This is a genomic window from Tsuneonella litorea (assembly GCF_025154015.1).
Lineage (GTDB): Bacteria > Pseudomonadota > Alphaproteobacteria > Sphingomonadales > Sphingomonadaceae > Tsuneonella > Tsuneonella litorea.
This window is the reverse complement of sequence record NZ_JAOAMV010000001.1, coordinates 179,274-201,876: the sequence shown is the minus strand read 5'-3', so window position 1 is coordinate 201,876 and position 22,603 is coordinate 179,274. Positions and strand designations below refer to the sequence as shown.

Genomic DNA, 22,603 nt, shown 5'->3' with positions numbered 1-22,603 from the left:
GGGAGAGTCGCGTGCGTTTCATCGTAGGTGTCGACATCGGCGGCACATTTACCGACTGCGTCGCATTGAAAACGTCGGACGACGGATCTCCGCCCGAAGTCCGGATCGGTAAGGCATCCTCGACGCCGCCGGACTTCCAGACCGGCTTCATCAATTCGTTGCGGACCGCCGCCGAGATGCACGGCGTATCGCTTCAGGATATGCTGGCCAACGCCCAAGTATATCACGGCTGCACCGTGGGTACCAACGCACTCGTGGAGCACAAGACGGCCAAGGTCGGCCTGCTGGCGAGCCGCGGTCACAGCGACACTACGTTCATCATGAAGGCCGGCAGTCGGCTCAAATACATGCCGGCGAAGTACATCGCCCACGTCGCTGCGCAGACCAAACCCGAGCCGCTGGTCTCGAAGGACTTGTGCGAGGGTATCGATGAGCGGATCACCTTCGACGGTCGCGTGTTCGCCGAGCTTAACGAGGATACTGCTCGCGCCGCGATCCGGCGGCTGGTCGACAAGGGTGTCGAGGCGATCGCGATCTCGCTGATCTGGTCGACCGCCAACGACGCGCACGAAAAGCGCCTGCGCGAGCTGGTCCGCGAGATCGCGCCCGACCTGTTCGTGTGCATCTCGTCGGAGATCAGCCCGCGCGTAGGCGAATATGAGCGAACCATCGCCACCATCGTCAACGCGCTCATCGGGCCGCCTATGCGGAACTACCTCGACGCGCTCGAAGTCGACCTCGAGCAGAACGGCTATACCCGGTCGCTACAAATCATGTCGTGCGCGGGCGGCCTGATCGATTCCGACCACGCCGCCGAAGCGCCGGTGTTGACGGTCGGGTCCGGCCCGGTAGCTGGCCTGATCGGCGCCGCCAGCCTTGCGAAGACCGCCGAGGTCGGCGGCGGCCGTAACGTGATTACCGCGGACATCGGCGGCACCACGCTCGACGTAGGGACAATCTACGATGGCAAACCAGTTCGCCGTCCGACAGCGAGCTATGGCCAGTTCGAATATTTCGTCCCGACGCTCGACGTTCGCTCAGTCGGTGCCGGGGGTGGCAGCATAATCCGAAACGAAACCGGGATCCTCAAGGTCGGCCCAGACAGCGCCGGTGCGCGGCCCGGCCCCGTGTGTTTCAATCGAGGCGGGACCCAGCCGACGGTGACCGATGCCGCAGTCGTTCTCGGCATTCTCGACCCGGCGTATTTCTTCGGGGGTCAGATCACGCTTGACGTTGCGGGAGCGGAGGCGGCGTTGGCACAGGTTGGCGAGCCGCTCGGCCTCGACGCCCGCGAGACCGCCGCTGCCGCGATCCAGATCATCAACAACCAGATGGCGGACTCGATCTGGCTGACGCTAACGCAACAAGGCCACGACCCGCGCGAATTCATACTATACGGTTTCGGCGGCGGAGGCGGCGTCCACGGCGCGGCGATCGCTCGCGAACTCGGTCTCAAGACGGTGGTTGTGCCGATGAGCAATCTTGCCGCCGGCTGGTCGGCGTTCGGTATCTCCGCATCCGAGGCGCTGGTGACCGAACAGACCGGCATGGGTCTCGCTAGTCCTTTCGATCCGGCGGCTATCAATGCCGAATGGCCGGCGTTGGAGGAGCGCGTCAGGCAAAAACTCATCAAGCAGGGTGTCGCGCCGAAGGACATCGTGCTCAAGCGCTTCGCCGAGTTGCGCTATTCGTTGCAGATCAATCAGGTCGAAGTCCCCGCGCCTGACGGCGAATACGATGCCGGCACGGTCGAGACGCTCGTGCAAACCTTCGAGACCGAATACGAGCGGCTCTACGGCAAGGGCAGCGGCTTCGCCGCGGCAGGCTTCGGCCTCACTGGCCTTTCGGTGCACGGCACGGCGCGACTGTCGGACCTCACGGTCGGTGAAATCGCGCATGGTGATGAAAATGCCAATGCCGACCCCGTAAAAGGAACGCGCGACATCATTTGGTATGGTCGCGGCAAGGAACCCGAGCCTGCCCGGATCTATGAAGGGCCCCGCCTCGGCGTGGGCTCCACAGCATCCGGGCCGGCGATCATCGAGTATTCCGACACGACCGTCGTCGTCCCCCACGATTGCACTGCTAGGATCGATACGACCGGCAGCGTGGTCATCGACCTCCACGACGTCGCCTGAGAGGATCGCGAAATGAACATGGAAAGCACGAAGGTCGACTGGAACGGCAAGACCCACAGCTACAGGCCGCGGACCGACTGGATGGACCGGGTCTCGCCTGATCTTCATTTGCACACCGAGTGCGAAGACGATTTAGACCCGGTGACGTTCGAAGTCCTGCGCCAGAAGCTTTGGACCATCAACTTGGCCCACGGCGACACGATCACGCGAATTTCTGGCTCGCCGCTGCTGGCCTCTCTCGACTTCAACATGACCATTATGACCGAGGATGCCGAGGTCGTCGTCAACGCGCCGTATGTGCAGTTCCTTAATGCCGGCGCGCCGTTGGGCATTCGCTACATCATGGAGCATCTGAGCGCTAAGCCGGGCATTTTCGAAGGCGACATCTTCTGTTGCAACGATCCTTGGATCGCCGCCTGCCACCAGATGGACGTGATGTTCGCCGCTCCCATCATCGTCGATGGCCAGCTTTTCGGCTGGGTCGCGAATGCCGGGCATCAGTACGACCTCGGCGGCATCGTGCCGGGCGGCTGGCCGCAGAATGCGGAGGACGTCTATTCCGACCCGGTCGTGCTGACGCCTTTCAAAATGGTTGAACGCGGTGAAATGCGCACCGAGATGGAAGCACTGTATCTGCGCCAGTCGCGCATGCCCGATCTCGTTGCGCTCGACCTGCGGGCCCAAATCGCAGGCGTGGTCCTGGCGCGCGACCAGATTATCGGCCTGTGCGAGCGCTACGGCGCGGGGATCGTCAAGTCCGCGATGCGCCGGATGCTCGACCAGGCGCAGGAAAGCTTCCGCGAGAAGCTTCTAGCCATCCCCGACGGGACGTGGTCGGAAACCCGTTATCTCGATGAAGCGCTGCCCGGCCAGCGCACGACGCAAAAGACGGTCTTCACTGTCACGAAGAAGGGTGATCGGATCACGATCGATAACGAGGGCACGGATGCGCAGACGCCGGGTACAAATGGCATTCCCTTCACATCGTTTTCGGGTTCCGTGACCGGGATTATCTCGGTTTCGATGCTCTACGCGCAGATGTTCGCCTACGGCGGTTGCGAGCGGCAGATCGATTACGAGCTGACACCCGGACTGCTCACATGTGTCGACTACCCCACCGCGGTCAGCGGGGGCATCCTCCAAGCGATCCCAATGATGAACGTGGTCCAGACAGTCCTGTCGCGGATGATGGCCTGCGACGACGACCTGCGAAAGGATCTGGTCGCATCGCCGGGCGACTTCATGCTGCCGGTACTCATCGGCTTCGACGACCGCGGCAAGTATTTCGGCCAAGCGATCCTCGACGCCTTCGGCATGGGATCCGGCGCGCGTTCGTTTGGCGACGGCGTCGACACCGCGGGACCGACCTTCAGCCCGCTGTCGATGGTGCTGAACGTTGAGCTGGTCGAACAATGGTACCCGCTGCTGTTCCTCTATCGCAAGGAAGACTGCGACGGCGGCGGTCCGGGCGAATGGCGCGGCGGCAATGGCATCCGTTCCGCGGTGACACCGTATCGATCGGAATCGATGACCGTGGTCACGAATTCCGGTGGGCAGTGCATCTCGGCACAAAACGCGCCCGGCTTGTTCGGTGGGATGCCGTCGCCCGCGGGCCACTATCTGATTCGTTACAAGACGGACCTGATGGCAAAGGTCGGCAACCGCATCATCCCGGCAGGGATCGAAGAATTGACGTCGGACAGCGACGTGCCGCTGCGTGCCAAGTCGAACGGCGCACCTCTCGATGCGGGGGACGTGATGGAAATCCGCGTTGGCGGCGGGGGTGGTTACGGTGATCCGCTTGAGCGCGATCCCGCACGTGTCGCGCGCGACGTGCGGCTCGGATACCAGTCGGAGGAAGCCGCCCGTTCGATCTATGGCGTCGTCTTGACGCCAAACGGCGAGGTATCAGAGGCCGAAACGGCGGAAATGCGCAAGGCCCAGCTGGCCGAACGGGCAAATTGGACCGCGCCGAACCGCCTCAACAACGATCCACCCGTGCCCGCGACGGGAGAGCCGCGGCGGCTGGTCCACGCCTATATCGCATCAGCTGACAAGGGCGACGAGCGAGTGTTGGAATGCGACAAGTGCGGGCACCGCTACTGCGGCAATGACGGCGATTACAAGTCTGCCGCGCTGATGGACGAGGGATCGGTGACGGTCATCCCGTCCAATGTGGATCCCGACAATTTTGTCGATGAAAGGATCGTCCTGCGGCGATTCTGTTGTCCCGGCTGCTATGTGCAAGTCTGTGCGGAAGTCTCAAAGGCCGCCGAGCCGATCCAACTGGAGGTGCGCCTGGCATGAACGATACGCATCACCCTTTTCTTGACGGAAAGCCCAAGAAGCTGCTGATCGGCGGCCAATGGGTCGACGCACTTTCGGGGAAGACCTTCGACAGCGTGAACCCCGCCACTGGCAAGGTCATCGCTCAGTTGGCCGAGGGCGCGGAGGAGGATGTCGACCGGGCGGTCGCTTCCGCGCGCAAGGCGTTCGAGGGCCCGTGGAGCAAGTTCAAGCCGTTCGAACGGCAGGAACTGATGCTCAACATCATTGACGTATTCGAGCGCAACTTCGACGATCTGGCACGGCTCGAAACGCTAGACATGGGCGCGCCCATCGCACGGACCAGCACTTACAAGCGGTGGGTCGTACAGGCGCTGCGCTTCTACGCGGGGCAGGCGGTAGCGCTGGCGGGCGAGACTCCGCACAATTCGTTCCCCGGCGACAAGTTCAGCTACACGCTGCGCGCCCCGGTCGGTGTTGTGGGGGGAATCATCCCATGGAACGGCCCGTTGATCTCGCAGCTATGGAGCATCGGCCCGACGCTGGCGACCGGTTGCACACTGGTGCTCAAGCCGGCCGAGGATGCCTCGCTCGGCGTCCTGCGCTTTGCCGAAATCATGCAGGAAGCGGGCGTGCCCGACGGCGTAATCAACGTCGTCACCGGCAACGGTGCGACCGCCGGAGCACGGCTTGCGGGCCATCCCAACGTAGACAAGATCGCCTTCACCGGTTCGACCGCTACCGGGCGCAAGATAATCGAAGCGTCCGCCATCAATATGAAGCGCGTCGCGGTGGAGCTTGGCGGCAAGTCGCCCGACATCATTTTCGCCGACGCGGACCTTGAACAGGCCGTGCCTGGTGCTGGGATGGGCTGCTTCAACAACACTGGCCAGATCTGTTACGCGGGCACGCGCATTTTCGTGCAACGGAGTATCGTTGAGGAATTCACCGAACAACTTGCAGCCTTTGGAAAGACGTTGAAGGTCGGCGACACGCTCGATCCGACAACTCAACTCGGACCGCTCGTGTCACAGCGGCAGTTGGGCACGGTATCGAGCTATTTCGACCTAGCGCGGCAGGAGGGGGCGCAGATCGTTTCAGGCGGCGAGCGGCTGGGCGGCGAGCTGTCCGAAGGTTTCTACGTTCCGCCCACCGTGCTGGGTGGCATGAGCAACGACATGCGCACTGCGCGCGAGGAGATCTTCGGCCCCGTTGCCTCGATTATCGCCTTCGATACCGAGGAGGAGGCGGTGCGCCTTGCTAACGACACGCAGTACGGCCTCGGCGGCGCAGTCTGGACCCGTGACGTCGGCACCGCGCACCGTGTCGCGCGCGATGTGCGCACCGGCATGATGTGGGTCAACTGCTACGGCGTCACCGAACCCGCGGTCACGACCGAAGGCTTTAAGATGAGCGGCTATGGTGCCAAGGGCGGCCCGCGCCATGTGGGCGAATACCTCTATAACAAGTCGGTCTGGATAAACCTGGAGTAGCATCGGAACGCATCCCGACGGCTTCGGCCGCCCGGATGCTCTTCAATCAGTTCAGGAATACTCCCTTCCCCGAGGCCTGTTTGTCGAATGCCTTGTAGGCTTCCTCGGCTTGTTCGAACTTCCAGACGTCGGTGAACAGCTTGTCCACCTCCAGCCCATGATCGGCGATGAAGCGGATGCAGTCGGCTAGCTTGGCGCTGTTGACCGTCCAAGAGCCGACAATCGTCAGCTGCTTGCGGATCACGTCGATACTGACGTTGAGGGTCATCTCGCCCCCCTCGCCGACAAGGCACACCGTACCCCAACGCGCCGCCCCCCGAACCGCCGCGAGGCGGCCAGCGGGCGCGCCCGAAGTGTCGAGCGCCTTGTTTACACCCTTGCCGCCGGTCAGCGCCATGATGGCCTCGACCGGATCTTCCGCAGTCGAGTCGATCGCGTGCGCAGCGCCGAATTCAGTTGCCAGCGCAGCACGGTCGGCGCTGACATCGACAGCAATCACTTTCGCGCCCATGGCGGAGGCAAATTGCGTGGCCGAAAGGCCGACCGGGCCTTGGCCGATGATCGCTATGGTGTCGCGCGCCGACAGATCGAGCCGCAGCAGCGCACCATAGGCGGTGCCGGTTCCGCAGCTGATCGCGGCGCCGGTAGAGAACGAAACTTCGTCCGGCAGTGCGAAGACGGTTTCAGCTGCGGCGCGCATATAAGGTGCGTGGCCGCCATGCCCGGTCACGCCATAAATTGTTGCGGTCCGTTCGCACATCTGCGTCCAACCGCTGCGACATTCGGCGCAGGTCATGCAGCCCCGGTAGTGATGGAGCGTCACCCGGTCGCCAACCTTGGCGGTGCGCGGGTCGACGTCCTTGCCAACCGCGGCGATCACCCCGCACGGCTCGTGTCCGGCGATTACCGGTTCGCCGTTGTCGACCAGTCCGAGTGCCTTGAAAGCGGCCCCTGCGGGCGGGCGATAAAGCTTGAGGTCACTGCCGCACATGCCCGAGGCCTTGATTTCGAGCACCACGTCGCGCGGGCCCGGCTCGGGATCGGGAAATTCGATCAGCTCGAGTGTGCTGTCTCCGGTAAAGACTACGCCCTTCATAACGCTTCCTCTCTCACTGTCCCGTGTAGACCGGGGGCCGCTTTTCCATAAATGCGCGGGGACCTTCTTTCGCGTCGGCGGTAGCAGCGTTGTCCTTGGTGCATTGCGCTTCAATCTTGAACGCCTCGTCGAACGGCAGCCCGTTCGACCGAACCATCGCTTCCTTGGTTTTGGCGAGTGCGACGGGGGCGCCCAAGCTGATCTTGCGCGCCAGTTCCTCGGCCATCGGGAGCACCTGGTCTTGCGAGACGACCCGGTTCACGAGTCCCGTCGCCAACGCGTGCGCGGCGGTCAGCGGTTCGCCCACCAATGCGAGTTCCATCGCGGTCGCCCAGGGGACCTGCCGCGCAAGCCGGACCAGCGATCCACCCCCGGCTATCAGCCCGCGGCGCACTTCGGTCACGCCAATCGTGGCAGTCTCGGCCATGACGCGAATATCGGTGGCGAGTACGAATTCCGCGCCCCCGGCGAGTGCATGGCCGTTGATCGCCGAGACCACCGGCTTGAAGAATTCCGTCCCGCGCAGGATCGCGCGATACAGTTGTCGCCGGTCGCTCGAAAACCGTTCCTCCCATTCGCCCACCGGTTCGCGGGTACGCATCATCAGCGGGATGACGCTACCGAGATCGCCGCCTGACGAGAACGCTTGGTTCCCGGCACCGGTCACTAGGGCGACACGGATGGAATTGTCGGCGGCTACGTCGCGCCAAATGTCGCAAAGGCGCACCAGCATTTCCGGGGAGAAGGCATTGCGCTTTTCCGGCCTGTTGAGCGTGATGTAGGCGATCCCATCCTGCTTCTTGAAGATCACATGCGGTTCGCTGGCGGTCATGTCGCGTTCTCCGTTTCGAGCCACGCGATTACTCGCGCCGTAATCCCGGGCCGGTCGGCCTTCCCATTCGGACCCCGGCCAATCGACTCGACCGGCATGATCGCGCGAGGGATTTTGTGCCCTGCCAACCTCTTACGCAGGTGGTCCCGCAAGCCCTCGATGTCGAGATTATCACCGTGCTCGCTCGCGACAATCGCGGCGACCATTTGGCCGAAGCGCTCATGCGGAACCCCGACGACCAGCGAATCGTAAACGCCCGGCCACGTTGCGATCGCCTCCTCGACTTCCTCGGGAAACACCTTCTCTCCGCCCGTGTTGATCGAGGTGGATCCACGGCCGAGCAAGGTGATGGCGCCGTCTGAGTCCACCGTCGCGAGGTCACCGGGTATCGAATAGCGCACGCCGTCGACGACCGGGAAGGTCGCGGCGGTCTTCACGGGGTCCTTGTAATACCCGAGCGGGATATGACCGCGCACCGCCAAACGCCCGGGGTTCGGATCGCCGGGTTTGAGAGGGTTGCCGGAGTCATCAATGACGCAGGCATTTTTCCCGAGCTGGAAGCGCGCGCCGCCTGCCTTCTTCCGGTTGGAAGTCAATGAGCGGCCCATGCCGCTCGCCTCGCTCGAATTAAGAAAATCGATGAGCAGAGCGGAAGGCGCGTGAACCAGTACCCGCTCCTTCACGCTGGCGCTCCATGCCATCCCGGAAGACGACACTACCCGCAGATGACCGAGATTCCAGCGACCCGGTTCGCGGTCGAGCGCGTCGACGATCGGGCGGCAGAATGCGTCGCCCACAATGCAGAGGTCCGTCACGCCATGGGCGACGATGGTGTCGAGCAGGACTTCGACGTCGAACGAAATACCCGGCAGGGTCACCACCGTTCCCCCGCGATTGAGGATGGTCGCAGCGAAAACGAATCCGGTTCCGTGCATGAGCGGCGCGGCGGGCAAACCCACCGGCGGGGCGTTCGCTTCGAGCCGTCGGCGGACGTGATCATAGTCGGCTACGTCGGGATCGCCGGTCGCGTTCGACGCGAGATAGAGATCGTGCTGGCGCCACATCACGCCACGCGGAAGCCCCGTCGTTCCGCCGGTGTAGATCAGCATCTGATCGTCGCCAGACGGAGCACCGACAATGCCGCGAACCTCGTCAGGATGCTGCGCAGCTTCTTCGTAAGGCTGTGCCCAGACCGGACATGCGCTCTTCCCATCATCGACGAACAACCACAGCTTGATGTCTGGACACCGCGCGCGCACAGCGTCGGCCTGTTCGGCGAAAGCGCCGTGGAAGATCACTGCGACGGCGTCGGCATCCGTCCAGAGCTGTACCAGTTCGTCGCCAGTGTAGCGGTAATTGGTGTTTACCGGGACCAGACGCGCCTTCAAGCTGGCATAGACGCTTTCCATGTAGGCGGGCGAGTTATGGAGGTAGAGGGCGACCTTCTCTTGCGGGTGCAGCCCCGCTTTTAGCAGCGACGATGCAATGCCGGCCGCGCGACGATCGAAGCAGCTCCAGTCCAAAGCGACGTCGCCATGGGCCAGCGCGAGTCGGTCCGGAACATGTTCCGCGACCGTTTGCCATACCTCGACGAACGTCCATTCCACTGGCCGGATGCTCGCAACCCGAGGGGCGCCGATCGTTTGCATTTATATTGCCCTTTGCCCTTGTATCGGTTCGCCAGCCCTTCTATGGTCCTACATTAGGATATTCAAGCTTGCTAGGGCAATTCATGAAAAAAGTGGACGAGGAAAGCGGGGATGGGAGCGGCACGTTCGCACCGCTGGAGGGTGTCAGGATCCTTGATTTCTCGTCAAACATGGCGGGTCCCTTTGCGACGATGATTCTCGCCCAGCTTGGCGCGGATGTGATCAAGGTGGAGGCGCCTTCGGGTGACGATGCCCGAGCATGGCCTCCCGAAGTCGACGGTACCGGAATCGCCTATCGACACATGAACGCGGGCAAGCGCGGGATCGTTCTCGACCTCGGAACCGAAAGCGGACGCAAAGCTGCGCTGACGCTAGCCGCGCGGTCGGACGTCTTGCTTCAAAGCATGCGGCCCGGCGTCGCGGAGCGGATTGGAATCGGCGAAGATGCCGTGCGTGCCGTTAATCCCGATATCCTCTATTATGCGCTCAACGCCTTCGGTGCGGGGCCCGTCGGGAGCGGCCTCCCGGGCTACGACCCACTTGTGCAGGCGTATACGGGCATCATGATGATGAACGGGCACGATGGTGCGCCGCCGGTGCGCTGCGCGCCTTCGGTCGTTGACCTTGGTACCGGGCAATGGGTGGCAATGGGGGTTCTTGCCGCAGTCCTCGCAAAGCAGCGTGGCCAGCAAATCCGGGGCATGGAAACGGCGCTGGTTGATACCGCATTCAGTCTCGTCGCCTACCAGGCGACTGCGGCCAAGATGTCGGGCAAGCGGCCGGCAAGAGCAGGTTCGGGCAATCCGATCGCCGCACCTTACGAAGTCTATCCCGCACGCGACGGCAATCTTATGATCGCCGCCCCGAACCAGCGCCTTTGGGAACGCGTAGCCAAGGTCATCGGCATCGAGGAACTTGTTGCGGACCCCCGTTTCCTCACTGTCGCCGATCGCAGCCGGAACAATGCCGAATTGACGGTGGAAATCGGGCGGGCGCTAGCCGGAGCAGACGTTGCGACTTGGGTCGGGCGACTTCACGACGGAGGCGTTCCGGCTACTCCGGTCGCAGGCCTCGAAGAAGCCGTGGCATCCGAGGCCGCGCTCGAGCGCGGGACGTTCCTGGAGCTCGACGGCGTGCCGCATGTCAGGCTGCCGTGGGCGGTCGACGGGGAATCGGTTCCCTTTGCAAGCCCCGCACCTCGATTGGGCGAACATACTCTCGAGGTCCTGCGCGAATGCGGCGTCGATGAAGAAGAGATTAGGAAGATCGTCGGCGAGGGGACGGCGTCGATCGCCGCAAGCCGGAGCGTTGAGCGATGAACGAAGTGCCAGGTGAGCCGCTTCGCGTCGTCGAGATCTCCAGCGGTGTTGCGGGTGCCTATTGCGGATGGTTGCTGTCCGAAATGGGCGCGCGCGTCATCCGCTTGCCTGCCGAAGACCCCAAAGGGCGCTCGGCAGGTAGGCCGAGCGACGCGATCACTCTCGGGCTGGCCTACTACGCCGCAGGGAAAGAACCCTTAGACCCTGCCGACATCTCCGAAGCTGTGGAAAATGCCGACATCGTCATCTCGGACGACACGACCCTGTTCACTGCCATACTGGGCGCATCACCTGAGGGATTCGTGGCGCTCCACCCAGGAACGGTCGTTGCGGTATCGACGGTTTTCGGGCTGACTGGCCCCTTGGCCAAGACAGCTGCGGTGCCGCTGGACGCACAAGTCCAGGCGTCGGTGTCCTGGGCGCTCGGTGAACAGGGAAGGCCCCCGCTCGCCATTCCTCCGGGCGTCCTGGAATGTCAGGCGGGCGCTCACCTCGCGGCGGCCAGCCTTTTGGCGAGGAGGGCGGGCCCTCGACCTGACGGCGGGCGGGTCGTTGACATCGCTCTCATTGATGTGCTCGCCCATTACGTCGGGGTGAATTGCCGTTTCTATATCCATCACGGAATGGAATGGCGGCGAGAAGGGCGCCGCGCCGCGCAATCCGGCGGCGCCTATCCCTTTGTGATCCTCCCTTGTGCGGACGGAGCGGTCTGCCTGTCAGGGCGGACGCGTCCGGAATGGGAGCGCTTTGTCGAGGCGATGGGGACGCCCGAATGGACGAAGGAACCGCGATACCAGCGATTGCGCGCGATGGGGCAGGAGTATCCGGAGGAGGTCGACGCGCTGATCCAGCCATGGCTTGCTAAACACACCAAAGCCGAGATCGAGGAGATAGCGGACCGATTCCGCCTCACCATCGCCCCGTTGCGGGATCTAGCCGAGGTTCTCGATACACCGCAATTCGCCCATCGCGATTTCCTGCGCTCGTGGACACACGGCGACAGAAATCTGACAGCAACGGGTTTGCCGTTTCGCGTCGCGCAAGCGCGCGGAGAGTCACAGGCCCCCAACGAAGCTCGTTCACTGCTGAGTTGTGTCGGTTCACCGCGCCAGGAGACTGACGACCTGCCGCTGGCTGGATTGCGCGTGCTCGATCTCGGTTGGGTCTGGTCCGCTCCGCAAGTCGGCAGCATGCTCGCCCAGTTCGGAGCCGAGGTAATCAAGATCGAGCACCGCAAGCGCCCCGACAATTCGCGCCTGTCCGGTGTAATCATCCGCGACGGAGAACGGATCGAGGGGCAGACGATGGATATGTCGCCGATGTTCCATCAGATCAACAAGGGCAAGATGGGCATCACGCTCAATCTCAAGGAGCCGATCGCGGTCGACTTGCTCCGACAGCTCGCAGCAAGCAGCGACGTGGTGTTGGAGAACATGTCGGCGGGTTCGCTCGAAAGGTCGGGCATCGGATTCGACACGCTGAGCGCCGGTAATCCGGGGTTGATCATGGTCGCGATGTCGGGTGCCGGACAATTCGGTCCGGCGTCAGACATGCGGACCTATGCGCCCACCATGTCCAGTTTCGTGGGGCTCGAATCGTTAGTCGGTTATCCGGGAGAAGAGCCAACCGGCGCTCTGAATTTCGCGCTCGGCGATCCGAATGCCGCAGTGCACGCGCTCGTCGCCCTGTTCGCGGCGCTCGAGCGGCGCGAAGCGACCGGGAAGGGCGCGTACATCGACCTGTCCCAGACCGAAGCCCTCTTCTGCACGCTGATCCCCTATGCCTTGCAAGCGCAACTGGACGGGCACCAGCCAGAGCCTGTCGGCAATTCTCATCCGGGGATGGCTCCACACGGCATTTATCCGGCAAAGGGAGACGATCGCTGGCTTTCGCTGGCGGTAAGGGACGATCGCGACTGGCAGGCGCTCTGTGCGATCGCGCCCGAGGAGGCCTGGGCGCGAGACCAGCGCTTCGCCTCAGCTCACGCGCGTATCGCGTCTCGAGCTGAATTGGATCGCATGGTCGAGGCGTGGAGCGTCAAGCATGATCGCGACGCCCTGGTTTCTTCCCTGCGCGCTGCGGGCGTTCCAGCCTCACCTGTCAATGACATCGATGGGCTGTGGGCCGACGTGCAGATCGCCGCGCGCGAAATGGCAGAAGTCGTCGAATTGCCGGGCTTGGGGGGTGAAACGCTCTTCCGCGCCCCGTGGAACATAAGCGGGATTAAGATCGCAACAGGAACGCGTGGTCCGATCATCGGTGAGCACAACGACAGCGTGCTTCAGCGCCTGCTCGGCCTCTCTCCTGACGAAAGCGCGCAACTCGTCGAAGACGGCGTGATCGCCTGAGGAATCGCACAGGCGAAAGATGCGCGGCCTCGAGGGCTACCAGACCATCTAATATCGAACCCAAAGAAACGGCCGCGCAAATGCGCGGCCGTCAGGGGAAAGTTTGTCCAGGGGAGGCGTCGTCAGGCAGCCTCGGCCGTCTCGTGCGTTCTCAGATTGAAACCGGGGTATCCGTTGGCCGCGACCTCGTCGATGATTTCGGAATAGGAAGGCATTCCGGGGAAGTAGGCAGTGAAGACTTTCGGTTTACCCGGGATGTTAGAGTTCATGTACCACGAGTCCGTGCTCGTCATGAGGGTTCCTTCCACGTCGGCGGAGATTTTCTCGACCCAGGCTGCTTCGTCCTGGGCCGTAGCTTCCATCTCGACGGCGCCGGTCCTTTTCATGTGCTCCATCGCGTCGATTACCCAGTCGACGTGCTTCTCGATGCAGACGGGAAAATTGACGAGGATCGCTGGGCTTTGTGGACCAGTGATCATGAATAGGTTGGGAAAGCCCTCCGAGGCGAGTCCGAGGTAGGCACGAGGACCGTCCTTCCACTTGTCTGCAAGCGTCTGGCCGTTGCGACCCGTGAGGTTGAGCTTGAGGATTGATCCGGTGACGGTGTCGAAGCCGGTCGCGAAGACGATTGCGTCGAGTTCGTGATGATCGCCGTTTTCCAGCGTCAGGCCGTCTGCCGTGACCTCCCGGATGGGATTCTTCCGGATGCTGACAATCGAGACGTTGTCGCGGTTAAAGGTCTCGTAATATTCGGTGTCGATCGGCGGTCGCTTGGTCCCGACCGCGTGATTGAACTCGCAGAGCACGTCGGCCTTCGCGGGATCGTTGACGGTGCTGCGAATCTTGTCCTCGATATATCCGGCGACTACCTCGTTGGCCGCGGGATCGGTGACGATGTCGGTGAAACTGGTGAACATGAAGCGGAAGCCGCCTTTGTCCCATAGCTTGTCCAGCATGGCTGTTCGCTCTTCCGACGACAGTTCCAATGCTGACTTTTCGGGCAGCTCGAAAGGCATGCCGATCGGTGAATTGAGCGTGAGCGCACGCAGCTCGGCGAACTTCTCATTCTGCTCGCGCCGCATCTCGTCGGTCAGGGCGTGGTTCCTCGCCGGCACGCTGTAGTTCGCGGTTCGCTGGAACACGGTCAGGTGATCGGCCTGCTGGGCGATCATCGGGGTGCTCTGGATGCCGCTGGAACCCGTCCCGATCAGGCCGACCCGCTTGCCGGTGAAGTCCACGCCTTCGTGTGGCCAGAGAGCGGTGTGATAGACCTTGCCGGCAAACGTATCCAGCCCCGGAAGATTGGGCCGGGCAGGGGCGGACGTGTTGCCCACAGCGGTAATGAGAAATTTGGCCCGGACCGATTCGCCAGTGTCGGTTTCGATCGTCCAGTGATGCAAGCTCTCGTCATAGGTGCCGGCCGTCACCCGCGTGTTGAAGTCGATGTCCTTCTTCAGGTCTAGCCGATCGGCGACGAAATTGAGATAGTCGAGGATCTCAGGTTGCGCGGGGTAGCGACAGCTCCACTTCCACTCGTTGCGGATCTCGTCCGAGAACGAATAGCAGTAGTAGTGGCTCTCCGAATCGCACCGGGCACCCGGGTACCGGTTCCAGTACCAGGTGCCCCCCACACCCTTCGCGGCGTCGAAAACGCGGGTGCTGTACCCTTGCTCGCGTAGGCGATGGAGCATGTAAAGTCCCGAAAATCCTGCACCGATCACGACGGCATCGACTTCGGTTGCGCGCGAGGAATATGCCATTTTTCTCAGATCCTGTCCCTTTGACGTGCCCGGAAAAATACCGGAATCGCCAAATATGTCAATTGTCCTACCGTAAGCATTGACACGCCACTGAGAGTGCGGCAAATCATAGGTCTAACAATTGTCTCATTGGAATGTTGACCGAGTGTCTTCTGGACAAGCGAGAGGGCAAGGGAGAGGATCGTGAAGGCAAAGCAGACCCGTCTTTGGACTTCGGGTGTCGCCGCAATGGCCATTGGGCTTTCATCTGCGGCGTATGCGCAGGATACTGAAGGCCAAGACCCCGCACAGTCGCAGACTCCGCAGGTCGACGCGAACGCGATCGTCGTCACTGCCAACAAGCGTGAGCAGAACCTCAATGACGTCGGCCTTTCGGTCACCGCGATCGGTAGCCAAGCGCTTGCGGAACGGCAGATAACATCAGTGCAAGACATCGCTGCGGCCGTTCCCGGTCTTCAATTCGCAGACAGCGGAGCGGGCACTCCGATCTACACGCTCCGAGGCATCGGCTTTAACGAAGAAAGCCTCGGCGTTTATCCATCGGTTAGTGTCTATACGGACGAGGTTCCGCTTCCCTTCCCCGTGCTAACCTTACATGCGGCCTTCGACTTAGACCGCGTCGAAGCGCTCAAGGGGCCGCAGGGGATTCTCTTTGGCCAGAACGCCACCGGAGGCGCGATCAACTACATTGCGTCGAAACCAACCAGCACGCTCCAATACGGTGCGGACGTCAGCTACGGCCGATTCAACACCCTTACCGGCAATGCCTTCGTCAGTGCTCCGATCGGTGAAAAAGCAGGTGTTCGCCTCGCCTTGTCGGCTCAGGACAGCGACGGATGGCAATACAGCCTGACCCGGCCGGGGGACCGCAATGGAGCGATGAAATACATCGCCGGCCGACTGACATTTGCGGTTGAACCGGCACCAAACGTGCGTCTCCGCGCGACGGCCTTGGCTTGGCAGGACAAAAGCGAACCGCAGGCTGCACAGCTTATCGCGGTCCGGGCGCAGAATCCGGCTGACACCCAAGCTCCGTTGCTGACGGCTCCCTTCGGAACGACCAATCCGCGCTCTGCGGACTGGACGGTCAGGTCGGATTACGTGACGTTCACAGACGTCGTGAATGGCGATTTCAGCATCAAGCCGCTGACGACGGGAGATCTGTCGCCGCGAAGCAACCGCAAGTTCATTCAGGGAGCGCTGCGCGCAGAGGTCGACATCGCCGACGCAGTCACTCTCACCTCGATTACGTCCTATCTCGATTATCGCCAACATCTTTACAGTGACAAAGACGGGACCGCACTGGCCATCGCAAATATCGGCGATGGTCTCGCAAATATCCAGTCCTTCAACCAAGAAGTGCGTCTGTCAAACCTCGACCCCGGTCGTTTCAACTGGGTTGTCGGCGCCAACTACGAGGACAGCCACACGTTTGAAGACCAATATCTGACATTCGCCAATGGATCTTCCTCCAGTCCCAATACGATTTTCATCAACACGACGGGCAGCGAGGTCATTCAGGACATTCGAAATTACGCGGTTTTCGCGAACGGCGAATACGAACTGGTCGACGGCCTGGTCGCGAAAGTTGGTGGTCGTTATACCAACTCGCGTAATCAGTCCGACCTCTGCTCCAAGGGCAACGGCGACGGGCTGGTCTCTGTCCTGTTCAACATCATTGGTGGCCTATCCGGCAATCCGTTCACCCCGATTGGCACCAACGACTGTTATGTGCTGAATGCACAGGGAGTGCCTGGCGATCGTTTCCTCGATACGCTCGCTGAGGACAATTTCTCCTGGCGTGTCGGTCTGGATTATGAGCCAAGTCCTGACACGCTGTTCTATGCAAACGTTTCGCGCGGATACAAGGCGGGCAGTTATCCGACCCTCGCGAGCGCCGATTACAAAGCATACTTCCCCGTTACGCAGGAGTCGGTAACGTCGTACGAGGCCGGCTTCAAAGCGTCATTGGCCAACCGGATGGTGCAGTTCAACGGCGCGGCCTTCTACTACGACTACGTCGACAAGCAGATCCGCGGCAAGGTCGTCGATCCGATCTTCGATGTTCTCGACGTTCTGATCAACGTGCCGAAATCGCGCGTCATGGGCGCCGAAGCCGATCTGACCGTGCGACCGGCGGAAGGACTCAGCTTCGGTGCGTCCACAACGTATCTCGACTCCAAGGTGCTCACCGACAATGGGTCCCAATTCGTCGGCCCGACTGCTTACGGTAATAGCTGCACCGTCGGCGGAGCTCCCGGTCCGTGCGACTTTACCGGTAGCGAACTGCCGTTCACCCCAAAATGGTCGTATGGAATCAACGTTGACTACCGCCGCGATTTGGGCGCCGGAAAACTCATCTTAGGTGCAGATTTGCGCGGCCAGAGTTCGTCTGTCGCAACGCTCAACGGCAGGACGATTGAGTTCCGCGATCTGCCCAACGACCGACACGCGTCGTTCGTCGACAAGCCCTTCGTCATACCGTCCTACATTGTCGTGGACGCTCGGCTCGGTTACGAATTCAGCGGCGGACGGTTCAAAGTGATGGCATGGGGCAAGAACGTGTTCAACGAATACTACGTGACAAATGCGGCTCACTACCTCGATACGACTGTGCGTTTTACCGGGATGCCTGTGACGTATGGAATCACTTTGAGCGTCAAAAACTAATGGCTTGATCGCCACGGAAATTGGCAGATGCACACCACATGGTGTGCCTGCCAGTCTTCGTTTGGCCAGTCGACGTGGTTCTACAAAGCCGTGCACGGCGAGAACGCGGCATCAGGCTGTTGTGACCGATCCCTTCGCCGCGCTGTCCAGAATCCGTGCGTAAGCCTCAATGTCGATCTCTGCCCTGCGCCGTGCACGCTCAGAATCTCTGCCTTCAATGGCCTCGAGAATCTTCCGGTGTGCGAGGCATACGCGCTGACGCAGTTCGAGCGACGCGAACTCCCTGAGCTTAGAGGCCTCGAACATCAGGCCGCTTACGGACGTCGCCAATGCGCAGAGAAGGTCGTTATGGCTTGCAGCGGCCAACGCGTCGTGCCAGTTGACGTTCTCCATCAGGAACTCTTCCAGGTCATCGATCTCGATGGCTGTCTGATCAATCCTGTCAGAGATCTCGCGAAGCGCCGTCAAGTCCTCGGCGGTTCGGCGTTGGGCGGCCAAAGAAGCGACCATCGGCTCGAGTGCGAGGCGCACTTCGGCAAGGGCGGTCAGCGGGATGCTGCGGCCGCGCGCGAAAATGTTGATCTGGCCGGCCAACTGATCGTCACTGGGCATTGAGACCGTCGTTCCGCCGTACCTGCCCGCTCGCGTGGCCACAAGTCCCTGCGCTTCGAGGATACGTAGCGCTTCGCGCACCGAGCCTCGACTTAATCCCGTCGTCGTTACGAGCTCGCGTTCAGTCGGCAACATCGAACCGGGGGGGTACGCGTCGCTGAGAATTTCCTTCTTCAGGCGCTCGGCGAGTACGTCACTCGACTTGGGGACCTTAATTTTCCCGAGCCCCTCTAGCATACTGTCCTGTTTGGATTCGAAGTCACTTGATTGAGCGGGGTTGGTCATAATCACCCTATGTCGCGCATCTCGCCAATGGACAAGTTTTCCTACGCGAGAGGCATTGCCCCTTCCTGGTAGACAAGTCAATTGTTAGACCTTACTAACTATGGTTTGACCATAGAGGTGAACGGGAACATGGCTACGCAAGTCGGCAAACAGCCCGGGGGCGCGTACGCGAATTGGCAACGAACTGTGGTGTCACGCTACGCCGATCGCTCTTTCGTCGCACGCAACCGCTCGGGCGTAGAGCTGCAACCGGTCTACACGGGGCTCGACCGCCGTGGCGAGGAAGCGGAGATGCCCGGGCAATACCCCTACACCCGGGGCATTTACCCGATCCATTACCAGTTCCAGCCGTGGATGGACCTGCAGATCATCGGCTATGGCCTGCCCTCGCAGACTCGCGAGCGGATGGATCTGCTGCTGAAGGAAGGCGGATCGAAGGGCTACTTCGATCGCGAAGCCTACAACTTCATCTTTGACATGCCGACTTCGATGGGCTGCGACCCCGACCATCCGGGGGTGCGCGGTAGTATCGGCGACTGCGGTATCTCGGTGTGCAAGGCGAGCGACTACGAAATCCTGCTGGCGGGCAAGGACTTGACGAGGACCACTGTCTCGATGGTGCTCAATGCCGGTTCGCCGCCGATGCTCGCCCTCTATCTCGCTGCAGCCAAGCGGCGGGGCTTCGCGTTCGACAAGCTGGGCGGGAATGTCACCAACTACATCTGGGATTTCTTCGGCCACAGCGGCGGGACCAATTTTTCACCCAGGGGCAGCTATCGGCTGGTGGCCGACATCGCCGCCTATTGTGCAGAGCACGTGCCGATGTGGAACACGCTGACAATCAGCGAACATAATATCTGCGAGGCGGGTGCCAATAACGTCCAAGCGGTGGCCTATGCAATTGCCGCAATCATCGCGGTCAATGAGGAATGCGTCTCACTTGGCATCGATCCTGATCGCGTCGTTCCACGCTTCGGCTTTCATGTGCGCTATGGTGAGAACTTCTTCGAGGAAATCGCCAAGACCCGCGCGTTGCGGCGCGTATACGCCAAGGTCAACAAGGAGCGTTTTGGCTGCCGCAAGAGCGGCGCCCTTCAGGCGCGAATCCATGCGCAGACCGCAGGTTCGCTCCTGACGGCGCAACAGCCGCTCAACAACCTCGTGCGCAATGCCTATGGTGCCCTCGCAGCGGTCCTATCGGGCGTGAACGGCATGACCATCAACGCCTACGACGAAGCCCTCGGGCTGCCGACGGAAGATGCGGTTACGTTGTCGCTCAGGACCAGCCAGATGATCGCGGAGGAAACCGGTGCGGTCCATGTATCGGATCCGTTGGGCGGCTCGTATTACGTGGAAGAACTGACCGACGAGATCGAACGGCGCGTGTTCGAGATCATCGAGGAGATCGACGAGCGCGGAGGCCTGATCGCCTGCATCGAATCGGGGTGGATCAAGCAGCAGGTCTCGGCATCGGCCTATCGGTGGCGGCAAGAGATCGAAAGCGGCGCGCGAACTATGGTCGGCGTCAACAAGTATGTCAGCGACGAAGTGACCGAATACCAGGTGTTCCAGCCGGATCCGGAAGCCGCACGGCTCGCGATCGCAGATCTCGAACGGCACCGCGCTGAACGCGACCAAGCGAAATGCGAAGCGGCCCTCGAAGCGTTGAAGAAAGCGAGCTGCGATGTTCGCGAAGGTCGCAAGATCGGCTCAGTCATGGCCAACCTCGTCGCTGCCGCCGATGCCAACGCAACATTGGGCGAGATGCAGGCCGTTCTGCACGAGATCTTTGGGCGCAACAAATAGAGGCGGTTCAGATGCAAGATAGGAAACCCAGGCCGCGGGTGCTGTTGACCAAGAGCTTCATCGACAGTCATGACCGAGCGATTGAGACCATCGCGCTCGCGCTGCGTGATGCGGCGATGGAAGTGGTCCTGATCGACTACGAACAGCCCGAGGACGTCGTTAACGTGGCGTTGCAGGAGGATGTCGACGTGATCGGCGTCAGCTTCATGTCAGGAGGGCAGGTCGAAGCTACCCAGAAGATCGTCGCCGAACTCGAGCGGCGCGACGTGGGCGATCTGCCGCTCGTCGTCGGCGGTATCATCCGTCCCTTTGATGAGCCACCTCTGATCGAGGCCGGTGTGAAAAGCATTTTCCGGGGCGGGGCGCCCTTGTCGGAGGTCGTTTCCACGTTCGAGAACCTTTCGCAAAGCTACCGGGGGATTCCTTGAGCGGAACGGACCGGCCTACGATTGCTGCTCCGCTCCTGGAAGCGGTCCGTGCAGGCGACACCTTGAGCCTCGGTCGCGCGATCACGGAGATCGAAAACGGCTCGGTCCTAGGGGTGGAGCTCGGTATCGCGGCCGCAGATCCGGCAGTGCCAATTCGTACGTTAGGCGTAACCGGGCCACCGGGCGCAGGGAAATCCACGCTGATCAATGCGCTCATCTCGGAATTGCTGCCTGACTTCGGCCGCATCGGAGTGCTCACCGTCGACCCCTCGAGTCCAGTCAGTGGCGGCGCAATTCTCGGCGATCGCGTGCGAATGTCTGCCCACAGCGCCAATCAGAACGTGTTCATTCGATCGCTGGCTGCTCGCGGACATCTGGGGGGCGTAACGCGAGCGACAAGAAGCGTCATCGAACTTCTGGGTGCAGCCGGCATGGATTTGGCAATCGTAGAAACTGTGGGGACCGGTCAGTCGGAGGTCGAAGTGGCCGAACTCACAGACCTCAGGATCATGGTCTGCGCGCCTGGAATGGGGGACGGGATGCAGGCGATCAAAGCGGGCATTCTCGAGGTCGCCGACATCCTCGTCGTCAACAAGGCCGACCTTCCCGACGCCGACCGCACTACCAACTTCCTCAAGGGCATGCTGATGCACCGCGGACACACGGAAAGGCGCGTCGCGATTAAGGTCTCAACTCTCCGTTCCGAAGGGTTGGTCGAGCTAGCCGCGGCGGTGCGCGACCGTCTGGGCGAAGCCAATGGCGCGGTGCTGCAACCGAGCTGCGAGATCCACGACGCTCGCATGAGGCTGGCCCGCGATGCCGCAGAGCTTCTCGCGGCCCAACTTTTGGAGGGCCGCGACCCGCAGGTCAAAACGCTCGTGCAGAGGAGCGCGGAGGGGACCCTATCGCGTAACGACGCTGCGCGTGAGGCTATTCGCATCATGGCGCATATGACTGCCTGACCGGGCGCCGAAGGCTCGCCGCGAACGGATCGAAACAGAAGGAGAGAATACTTGACCGTTCTACCGCGGTTTTCGCTCGAAGGCAGGACGACACTGGTGACCGGAGCATCTAGCGGGATCGGTTGGGCGCTCGCCAAGGGTCTCAGCGCAGCCGGCGCGCGTATTGTGGTCGTCGCCCGCAGGAGCGAACGACTGGAGCTGTTGGTGCGCGAGATCGAGGAAAGTGGAGGTGCCGCGATCGCGGCGAAAGCCGACGTGACCGAGATCGACAGTGTCGAGCAGGCATTCGATGAGGCCGAGGCGGCATTCGGCACGGTGGACATCGCGATCTGCAACGCCGGCATCAGCGGTGTCAGTAACTTCCTAAAGACGGATGCCGCAGAACGCGACGCGGTCTTCGACACCAATTTGCGTGGTGTCTGGAACGTGGGCCAGTCGGCCGCCCGGCGTATGGTTGCGGCCGGCGTACCCGGCTCGATTATCAATGTTGCTTCGGTCCTTGGGCTCGGCGCCCAACCAGGCGTCGCGAGCTATTGCGCTTCGAAAGGCGCGGTTATCCAGCTTACGCGGTCGATGGCGCTCGACCTCACACGGTACGGTATCCGCGTCAACGCGGTCGCGCCCGGCTGGTTCAAGACCGAAATTAACGACGACTACTTCGCGAGCGAGGCGGGCAAGGAATACATTCAACGGATGCCCTCCCGCCGCCTGGGCCAATTGGATGAGCTCGTCGGCCCGGTCGTCCTGCTTGCGAGCGAGGCGGGCTCTTTCATGAACGGGTCGGTCGTCGTCGTGGATGGGGCCCTAAACACTCTCGTCGCCTGATCCTGCTCGGACCCAAAACTGCGGGACAACCAACGCATGTCGGGAATCGAGTTCAGCATATTCGAGCACAATGCCGGTCCGCTCCGAGATCGAA

The 22,603-nt window shown here is 61.7% G+C and carries 15 protein-coding genes; 10 read left to right on the top strand and 5 right to left on the bottom strand.

The annotated features are described in order from the left end of the window. Window positions 1-11 precede the first annotated feature (11 nt). From N0B51_RS00845 to N0B51_RS00835, 3 genes are read left to right on the top strand one after another with little or no spacing between them, the layout of a single operon-like run. Complete coding sequence (locus N0B51_RS00845; RefSeq protein WP_259960298.1) at window positions 12-2,138, top strand: hydantoinase/oxoprolinase family protein; 2,127 nt, start codon at window positions 12-14, stop codon at window positions 2,136-2,138. Between the two features lie 12 nt (window positions 2,139-2,150). Next, complete coding sequence (locus tag N0B51_RS00840) at window positions 2,151-4,445, top strand: hydantoinase B/oxoprolinase family protein (RefSeq protein WP_259960297.1); 2,295 nt, start codon at window positions 2,151-2,153, stop codon at window positions 4,443-4,445. Next, window positions 4,442-5,917, top strand: coding sequence for an aldehyde dehydrogenase family protein (locus N0B51_RS00835; protein ID WP_259960296.1), 1,476 nt, complete (start codon window positions 4,442-4,444; stop codon window positions 5,915-5,917). The genes N0B51_RS00840 and N0B51_RS00835 overlap by 4 nt, the downstream gene beginning before the upstream one ends. Window positions 5,918-5,963: 46 nt before the next feature. Here the strand turns inward: N0B51_RS00835 and N0B51_RS00830 are convergent, their stop codons facing one another. From N0B51_RS00830 to N0B51_RS00820, 3 genes are all read right to left on the bottom strand, one after another. Continuing rightward, the gene (locus N0B51_RS00830; protein ID WP_259960295.1) at window positions 5,964-6,935 is read right to left on the bottom strand and encodes a zinc-binding dehydrogenase; all 972 of its coding nucleotides are present in this window, start codon (window positions 6,933-6,935) and stop codon (window positions 5,964-5,966) included. 91 nt (window positions 6,936-7,026) lie between these two features. Further along, a complete protein-coding gene (locus N0B51_RS00825) occupies window positions 7,027-7,845 on the bottom strand; it encodes an enoyl-CoA hydratase/isomerase family protein (RefSeq protein ID WP_259960294.1) in 819 nt (272 codons plus the stop codon). After that, window positions 7,842-9,452, bottom strand: coding sequence for an AMP-binding protein (locus N0B51_RS00820; protein ID WP_259960293.1), 1,611 nt, complete (start codon window positions 9,450-9,452; stop codon window positions 7,842-7,844). The genes N0B51_RS00825 and N0B51_RS00820 overlap by 4 nt, the downstream gene beginning before the upstream one ends. 47 nt (window positions 9,453-9,499) lie before the next feature. On the opposite strand from N0B51_RS00820, the gene N0B51_RS00815 reads away from it, so the two are divergent. Both N0B51_RS00815 and N0B51_RS00810 read left to right on the top strand, forming a co-directional pair. Next, on the top strand, window positions 9,500-10,813 hold the full coding sequence (locus N0B51_RS00815; RefSeq protein WP_259960292.1) for a CaiB/BaiF CoA transferase family protein: 1,314 nt from the start codon (window positions 9,500-9,502) through the stop codon (window positions 10,811-10,813). Beyond that, on the top strand, window positions 10,810-13,161 hold the full coding sequence (locus N0B51_RS00810; protein WP_259960291.1) for a CaiB/BaiF CoA-transferase family protein: 2,352 nt from the start codon (window positions 10,810-10,812) through the stop codon (window positions 13,159-13,161). Before N0B51_RS00815 ends, N0B51_RS00810 begins: the two co-directional genes overlap by 4 nt. 122 nt (window positions 13,162-13,283) lie before the next feature. Here the strand turns inward: N0B51_RS00810 and N0B51_RS00805 are convergent, their stop codons facing one another. Continuing rightward, window positions 13,284-14,921, bottom strand: coding sequence for a flavin-containing monooxygenase (locus N0B51_RS00805; protein ID WP_259960290.1), 1,638 nt, complete (start codon window positions 14,919-14,921; stop codon window positions 13,284-13,286). A gap of 183 nt (window positions 14,922-15,104) precedes the next feature. On the opposite strand from N0B51_RS00805, the gene N0B51_RS00800 reads away from it, so the two are divergent. Then, window positions 15,105-17,591, top strand: coding sequence for a TonB-dependent receptor (locus tag N0B51_RS00800; protein WP_259960289.1), 2,487 nt, complete (start codon window positions 15,105-15,107; stop codon window positions 17,589-17,591). A gap of 111 nt (window positions 17,592-17,702) precedes the next feature. On the opposite strand, the gene N0B51_RS00795 is transcribed toward N0B51_RS00800, so the two are convergent. Further along, on the bottom strand, window positions 17,703-18,488 hold the full coding sequence (locus N0B51_RS00795; protein WP_259960288.1) for a FadR/GntR family transcriptional regulator: 786 nt from the start codon (window positions 18,486-18,488) through the stop codon (window positions 17,703-17,705). 189 nt (window positions 18,489-18,677) lie between these two features. Between N0B51_RS00795 and N0B51_RS00790 the strand changes: the two genes are divergently transcribed. The 4 genes from N0B51_RS00790 to N0B51_RS00775 all read left to right on the top strand — a co-directional run bounded on the left by N0B51_RS00790 (window position 18,678) and on the right by N0B51_RS00775 (window position 22,509). Further along, window positions 18,678-20,294, top strand: a complete 1,617-nt coding sequence (locus N0B51_RS00790) for a methylmalonyl-CoA mutase family protein (protein WP_259960286.1) — start codon at window positions 18,678-18,680, stop codon at window positions 20,292-20,294. 11 nt (window positions 20,295-20,305) lie between these two features. Continuing rightward, a complete protein-coding gene (locus N0B51_RS00785) occupies window positions 20,306-20,722 on the top strand; it encodes a cobalamin B12-binding domain-containing protein (RefSeq protein WP_259960285.1) in 417 nt (138 codons plus the stop codon). A 62-nt stretch (window positions 20,723-20,784) separates the two neighbouring features. Next, window positions 20,785-21,684, top strand: coding sequence for an ArgK/MeaB family GTPase (locus N0B51_RS00780; RefSeq protein ID WP_259960284.1), 900 nt, complete (start codon window positions 20,785-20,787; stop codon window positions 21,682-21,684). A 96-nt stretch (window positions 21,685-21,780) separates the two neighbouring features. Then, window positions 21,781-22,509 (top strand): SDR family NAD(P)-dependent oxidoreductase, encoded by a 729-nt coding sequence (locus tag N0B51_RS00775; protein ID WP_259960283.1) that lies wholly within the window; start codon window positions 21,781-21,783, stop codon window positions 22,507-22,509. The last annotated feature ends 94 nt before the right edge of the window (window positions 22,510-22,603 follow it).

What these genes read in the sequence shown, in the direction of transcription:
- N0B51_RS00840 (WP_259960297.1), top strand. Translation starts at nt 2,151, where the DNA reads ATGAACATGGAAAGCACGAAGGTCGACTGGAACGGCAAGACCCACAGC.
- N0B51_RS00810 (WP_259960291.1), top strand. Translation starts at nt 10,810, where the DNA reads ATGAACGAAGTGCCAGGTGAGCCGCTTCGCGTCGTCGAGATCTCCAGC.
- N0B51_RS00795 (WP_259960288.1), bottom strand. Translation starts at nt 18,488, where the DNA reads ATGACCAACCCCGCTCAATCAAGTGACTTCGAATCCAAACAGGACAGT.
- N0B51_RS00825 (WP_259960294.1), bottom strand. Translation starts at nt 7,845, where the DNA reads ATGACCGCCAGCGAACCGCATGTGATCTTCAAGAAGCAGGATGGGATC.
- N0B51_RS00805 (WP_259960290.1), bottom strand. Translation starts at nt 14,921, where the DNA reads ATGGCATATTCCTCGCGCGCAACCGAAGTCGATGCCGTCGTGATCGGT.
- N0B51_RS00785 (WP_259960285.1), top strand. Translation starts at nt 20,306, where the DNA reads ATGCAAGATAGGAAACCCAGGCCGCGGGTGCTGTTGACCAAGAGCTTC.
- N0B51_RS00835 (WP_259960296.1), top strand. Translation starts at nt 4,442, where the DNA reads ATGAACGATACGCATCACCCTTTTCTTGACGGAAAGCCCAAGAAGCTG.